Source organism: Candidatus Methylomirabilota bacterium, assembly GCA_027293415.1.
In the GTDB taxonomy this organism is placed as follows: domain Bacteria; phylum Methylomirabilota; class Methylomirabilia; order Methylomirabilales; family CSP1-5; genus CSP1-5.
The window spans coordinates 1-5,588 of the sequence record JAPUFX010000048.1 but is presented as its reverse complement, the minus strand read 5'-3'; the positions used below and the strand labels follow the sequence as shown (position 1 = coordinate 5,588).

The 5,588-nt window shown below is 58.7% G+C and carries 7 protein-coding genes and 1 pseudogene; 7 read left to right on the top strand and 1 reads right to left on the bottom strand.

Going from position 1 to position 5,588, the window contains the following annotated elements; all coding sequences use genetic code 11:
- Positions 1-424 precede the first annotated feature (424 nt).
- The 6 genes and pseudogenes from O6929_03365 to O6929_03340 all read left to right on the top strand — a co-directional run bounded on the left by O6929_03365 (position 425) and on the right by O6929_03340 (position 3,293).
- Positions 425-634, top strand: a complete 210-nt coding sequence (locus O6929_03365) for a type II toxin-antitoxin system HicB family antitoxin (GenBank protein MCZ6479435.1) — start codon at positions 425-427, stop codon at positions 632-634.
- Positions 635-667: 33 nt separating this feature from the next.
- Positions 668-855: pseudogene (locus O6929_03360) on the top strand (type II toxin-antitoxin system HicA family toxin).
- 472 nt (positions 856-1,327) lie between these two features.
- Positions 1,328-1,558 carry an endonuclease domain-containing protein gene (locus O6929_03355; GenBank protein ID MCZ6479434.1) on the top strand — a complete coding sequence of 77 codons (231 nt, stop codon included), beginning with the start codon at positions 1,328-1,330 and terminating at the stop codon, positions 1,556-1,558.
- A gap of 187 nt (positions 1,559-1,745) precedes the next feature.
- Entirely contained in the window at positions 1,746-2,117 is a 372-nt protein-coding gene (locus O6929_03350; protein MCZ6479433.1) for a hypothetical protein, read from the top strand.
- The gene (locus tag O6929_03345; protein MCZ6479432.1) at positions 2,118-2,765 is read left to right on the top strand and encodes a methyl-accepting chemotaxis protein; all 648 of its coding nucleotides are present in this window, start codon (positions 2,118-2,120) and stop codon (positions 2,763-2,765) included.
- A 57-nt stretch (positions 2,766-2,822) separates the two neighbouring features.
- The gene (locus O6929_03340) at positions 2,823-3,293 is read left to right on the top strand and encodes a prepilin-type N-terminal cleavage/methylation domain-containing protein (GenBank protein MCZ6479431.1); all 471 of its coding nucleotides are present in this window, start codon (positions 2,823-2,825) and stop codon (positions 3,291-3,293) included.
- A 209-nt stretch (positions 3,294-3,502) separates the two neighbouring features.
- On the opposite strand, the gene O6929_03335 is transcribed toward O6929_03340, so the two are convergent.
- Positions 3,503-4,306, bottom strand: a complete 804-nt coding sequence (locus O6929_03335) for a hypothetical protein (protein MCZ6479430.1) — start codon at positions 4,304-4,306, stop codon at positions 3,503-3,505.
- A 521-nt stretch (positions 4,307-4,827) separates the two neighbouring features.
- Between O6929_03335 and ccsA the strand changes: the two genes are divergently transcribed.
- The coding region (gene ccsA, locus O6929_03330; GenBank protein ID MCZ6479429.1) for a cytochrome c biogenesis protein CcsA at positions 4,828-5,588 on the top strand (761 nt) is incomplete at its 3' end.

The window sequence follows — 5,588 nt, the reverse complement described above, 5'->3', positions numbered from 1 at the left end:
TCAGCTCTTAGCTCTTAGCTCTCAGCCCTCCGCCCTCAGCCCTCCGCTCTCAGCCCTCAGCTCTCAGCCCTCAGCTCTCAGCTATAAGTAACCAGCCCTCAGCTCTCAGCCCTCAGCTCTCAGCCCTCCGCCCTCAGCCCTCAGCCCGCCCTGAGCATAGTCGAAGGGCTCTCAGCCCTCAGCCCTTAGCCCTCAGCAACCAGCCCTCAGCTCTCAGCCCTCAGCAACCAGCCACAACGATCCCTTTAGCCACAACGCGCTCGATTTGGGACATCCCTGCGGAACGCCCTAGAGCCAGCAACCCCGCGTCAGTGGCCCCCTTAAAAGCGTTGGCGGGGTTGTCTTGCTTTCGGGAGTGTGATACAAAAGGCATGCGAAAAGAGTAGTTCACTCAGTGTTCACCACTCCATCAGGAGGGCGTTTTCTGCGGTTCCTGGTGACCCTCCAACAGGACGAGGCCGGCTACTACGTGATCGAATGTCCAGCCCTCCCTGGCTGTATCTCGCAGGGGCGGACGCGGGAGGAGGCTCTGGCGAACATCCGGGAAGCGATCCTCCTCAGCTTGGAGACCCGCCAAGCCCATGAGTTGCCCCTTCAGGTCGAGGTGGCAGAGGTCGAGGTGGCGACCTCGTGACGAAGCTCCTCGTTTTGCTCCGGGGAGGCGGCGATCCTGGCGTTTGAGCGAGCTGGCTGGTCCGGGATCGCCAGCGGGGCAGCCACGTAAGCTTGATCAAAGCAGGGGTTCCGATCGTGTTGACCGTGCCGTTGCATCGCGAGCTCGGGCGGGGGCTCCTTCGGAGTCTGATCCGGAAGGCGGGCCTTACCATTGAGGAATTTCACGCGCTGCTCCATTAACCTGGTCTCACCCATCCTGCGCCCGAGGCGAGGAAGGATGGCCCACAGTGCAAGCCAATAACCGAGCCCGCCTTGTCAATTCACGCCTGTTTGCCCCCAAGACTTAGAGGCACCGCCTCCGACCGAGCCGCCCCTAACCTCCCCGGCTACCAGCAACCCGGAGGAGGCGCTCGTTACCTTCCTTAGACACTGATAGCTGAAAGCGGACAGCTCAAACCAGTGGCTGATAGCTGATTACTGACAGCTGTTCTTATCCGCTGGGTCGTATTTGCCTACCGCCTAGTCTGCCTCCCCTCTTCCGAAGAGGAGCCCTCCGAAAATCCCTCTAGTCACAAAGCACTTCCCACATGCAAGGGGGTCCCGGGCAAGCGGTCAAAAATAGGCACCGCTTCACAGAAATATCCTTATATTTCAATAAGTTACGGCTACAGACTTTGGTGCGGAGATTGCACCGCAGTCACACCTTCAGGTGATGCACCCCCGAGGAGGGTCTGAGCAGTGGGATCGGATGTACGAAAAACAGGGTGGTCTTTTCGCAATCTGCGGGGCCCGGCCGAACGGAAGGCGGCTATCTATTAACGGCTGCCGCCGGACTGGGAAGGTTCGAGGGCTATTGTGCAGCGCCTGCAACCTTATGATCAGTAATTCCGGGGATCGCCCCGAGTTAATGCACAAGGCAGCTGCGTACCTTACCCGAACTTGAGGTAATATAAGAAATGCCCACTATCCTCCCAAAACCCTGGCGTTCGAGCCACCTGCTTTGGGGCGTACACCTTTTGCTGCCTTGCCTCGAGGAGATCTCCCTAAGCAGGTGCAGGATGTTTCGGCGTATGCACATCGCAGGGGGAAAGGCAGGAGCCGCCCCGCGCCACAACTGGAGGTAGAGGCAGATGACATCCACACGGATCTTCATCGCGATGGTCCTTCTCGCCACAATCATGGGATGCCAATCGCAGAAAGATAACCCCCTTCCGGCGAATCTCTTAGGGGTGTGGAAGACCTCGGAACCGAAGTACGCCGATCGTTTCTTCGAGCTCACGAAAGACGCAATCATCTTTGGAACTGGAGGAGACAACGTCGACACGTATCCCATAGCCAGCATCGAACGAACCCGTGATGAGGAAGGCCTTCTCTACAATATTCACTACCTGAATCGCGAGGGACAGCAATATACGTTCTCCATTTACTATGATTCAACGAATCATGGTGTCATCCGCTTCAAGAATCAAAAGCACTTCACCTGGACGAAAGAGAAACGGTAGATGGCCAAGCGCCCCTACAAGAGAAGACAGATCCTCGTAGACCGTTTTCAGTATCAGTTTTTGTTGATCAACCTCCTCTATTTCCTTACCATTCTCTTGATCTTTTCCGCCGCCCTCTTTCTCCCCCTGATTATCCAGCTCAAAAGCAGCACGCTCTCTCAGCCCGAACAGGAAGCCGTGGCGATCCAATTCTTGGCCCTCCACGCCCGGGTCTGGCCGGCTCTTCTTCTTGCTTTTCTGCTTCTCGCCATCCACTCCATCATTGTCTCGCACAGAATCGCGGGGCCGCTCCTGCGTTTCCGAAACACCTTCAGGGTGATCGGGACAGGGGATCTCTCTGTGCGGGTGACCATTCGCAAGCATGACTATCTGGGAAACGAGGCCGATATCTTGAATGAGATGATCGCAGGCCTGCGGACGAAGATCAAAGATATCGAGAAACCGTATGAAGAAGCGTGCGGGGTGGTGATGGTACTCGAGAGAACCATCGAGAGCGGATCCATCGAAGACATGAATCAAAACACCGACGCTCTCCGGGTGCAGATGGGCCGATTGGGAGCGTCCATGGAGCAATTTCAAATTGGTCCTGATGAAACATACGCGCAGAGGGGAGCACAGAGACAGATCAAAAATGCCCAGCAGATGTGATATATGTTTGCCAATACTCCATTAGTCCCAAGAGCTCCTTCCGTCTGGTCGCCAGGGGTGAAAGCGTGTTGTCGTGGCGTGACGCTCATCGAGTTGTTGATCGTTGTGGCGATGATCGGCACGCTGGCCGCCATCGGATACCCGATATACGGGACCGCCCTCCAGAAGGCGAAGGTCGCGAAGGCCATCGCGGACATCCGCGTGTTGAGCACCGAGATCGGCACGTATCAGTTGTTCGACGGGGGTTCGCCGCTCAGCCTTGCCGACATAGGACGGGCAACTTTTAAAGATCCCTATGGAAATCCCTACAAATACTTGAACTTCTGCATTAAGAAGGATAAAAAGGGGAAGTGTAAAAAGCCAAAAGCGCGGAAGGACCGGTTTCTGGTCCCGCTGAATTCCGATTACGACCTGTACAGCAAAGGACAAGACGGAAAAAGTAAGGCCCCTCTCACGGCCAAGGCTAGCCGGGATGACATCATCCGCGCCGTTGATGGGGGATACATAGGTCTGGCTTCAGAGTTTTAATTCGGGTGCGTTCACGAAGGTGCCGTCCTCCAGATAGGCGCAGGCCAGGAGCCGGCGGACTACAGCCAAAGAGGCGTTTCACTACCGCATGCCGCGTCGATTGTGCCGAGGCCGCATAGCCATACCTCGCAACATTAGCGAAGATCTGCGGAGGCCAAGGCAAAAGGCCCCCTCGGAGCGCACGCTACGGTGGGTCATCATCCACTTGCTCACGCAGTGGGTGGAACAAAGTAAGGATTAAAAGCACACAGGGGGCAGGTCTTGGACTTGCCCCCTAAAATTATCCCGTCCCGCGAGTGCCAGTGCTTCATACCGTAAAACCTATCCATGAACCCCCGCGCCCAGCGGTCGCCTTCCCTCACCCAGGCCAGTAGCTCCCGGCGCCGCCTCCACTCCTCTGGGTCATCCCCGGTCGGCACGGCCGCGATCCTGTATTCACTAAAGGACTTCGTCGTCAGCATGATTTCCTCCGTATCGCGTCCATTTCCTCGTCGCCTTACTAAAATGCCCCAGGTTTCCGAAGTGGCCCCTTCTAGGCTTGTTGTCTTCCGGCATGAGGCAGACATCGTCACCGTCGCCATGACACGGGGCGAGTTGCCCCACATCTTGCAATCTTCAAGCGGGGCTCCGCATGGACAAAAGTAGTAAATCCACCCAGGTTGAACCGGCCACACCAGCGGCATCGAGGCAGAGGGCGCGTGAGAGTAGGTCGAGGAGCGCCCCGCCGGCCTCGTCCGCGGTCTCCCCGAAGGCCAGGACCCTGTCTGGGTGCCGGTGACGAGTAACGGCCTCGCGCCCGGCGGTCCCGGGAACGGTGGGAGGCGGCCGCTCAGGTTGCCAAAGCCGACGCCGCCGTACCGGTTGGGGTCACAGCCCACCGTGCCGGCCCGGACGAGCCGGTCCCACCAGGCGATGATCGACCGCGCCACCGGACCGTGGACCTGCGGGTCCAGGACCGCTGCGCGATGGTCCGCCTGGAACCGGATGAGACCCTCTTCGTACAATCCGTGCACCCCTAGGTCCCGCGGCCCCGTCTCCGGGCGATTCCCCCCAGCCCCGCCAGGTCGGAGCCGAGGAGAAGAAGGGGGGAGGGTTCGAGGATGGGGGCGAGGGCACCGGAGCGGCCCGCACGATGGCTTCGCTTCCGTCGGTAAAGGTGGCCTAAAAACAATCTGGCCCGTTAGACCCGGCATCTGATCAACTGCCGCGAGGTCTGCTAAGGCAAGATGGCCAAAGGCGTTCGGCTTGAGATGCCTGGCATTGCTGTTGCACTTAAAGTTGTGCGCAGAGGGGCGCCTGCCCCAGAAGCCTGTTTAGAAGCATACTGAGAATGATCGCGGCGATACCGGTGCCGAAGGGGTAGCGATCCAGGAAAGGCTCCCGATCTAGTGCCTTATCTCTATCTCCCTCCTAGATTCTGCATAAATCGCTGATCAAGCGGGAGGGAAAGTGATCGCCTTGGCTCCGTCATTGATTGCCGGCGGGTCGGCGGGCATCGGTCGTCGGTAATCGGTCATCGAGGAGAACGGGTGCAGTGACGGCACAGCTTGGAAACGTTTCCCTCTGGATGGCGCTCGTGGTCGCGGTCTATGGGGCGGCCGCGGCGGTCCTCGGCCGTCGGCGGGACCGAGGGGCCCTCCTCGAGTCGGGCTATAGGGCCGTCCTGGCCCACTGTGCCCTGGTGACCATCGCTCTGGTCAGCCTGGAGTACGCCCTGATCACCTCCGACTTCAGCATTGAGTATGTGGCGTTTAACAGCAGCCGGAATTACGCGGTCTGGTACAAGATCGCCGGCCTCTGGGGAGCTTTGGAAGGCTCGCTGTTGCTCTGGGCCTGGATGCAGGGCGTGTTAGCCGCGCAGGTGGTCCTCATGTACCGGCGGAAGCACCGGGATTTCATCCCGTACGTGAGTGCCGTCCTGATGGGCATCTCCGCCTTCTTTATCCTCGTGTTGCTGATCCCGGCGAATCCCTTTGAACAACACTTCCCCGTGCCTCTCGAAGGGCGGGGTCTGAATCCCCTCTTAGAAGATACCAGCATGCTGATCCATCCCCTCTTGCTCTATTCGGGCTATGTCGGCTTTACCGTCCCGTATGCTTTTGCTATGGCCGCCTTGATTACCGGTCGGCTCACAGAGGAGTGGCTCTATATCACGCGGCGTTGGGCGGTCACCGCGTGGGTGTTCCTGACCAGCGGGATCATTTACGGCGGCTGGTGGTCCTACCATGTGCTCGGATGGGGAGGGTACTGGGCTTGGGACCCGGTGGAGAATGCCTCCTTCATGCCCTGGCTGGC

Coding starts and splice junctions, on each gene's coding strand:
- O6929_03355 (MCZ6479434.1), top strand. CDS start 1,328: ATGCACCCCCGAGGAGGGTCTGAGCAGTGGGATCGGATGTACGAAAAA.
- O6929_03345 (MCZ6479432.1), top strand. CDS start 2,118: ATGGCCAAGCGCCCCTACAAGAGAAGACAGATCCTCGTAGACCGTTTT.
- O6929_03350 (MCZ6479433.1), top strand. CDS start 1,746: ATGACATCCACACGGATCTTCATCGCGATGGTCCTTCTCGCCACAATC.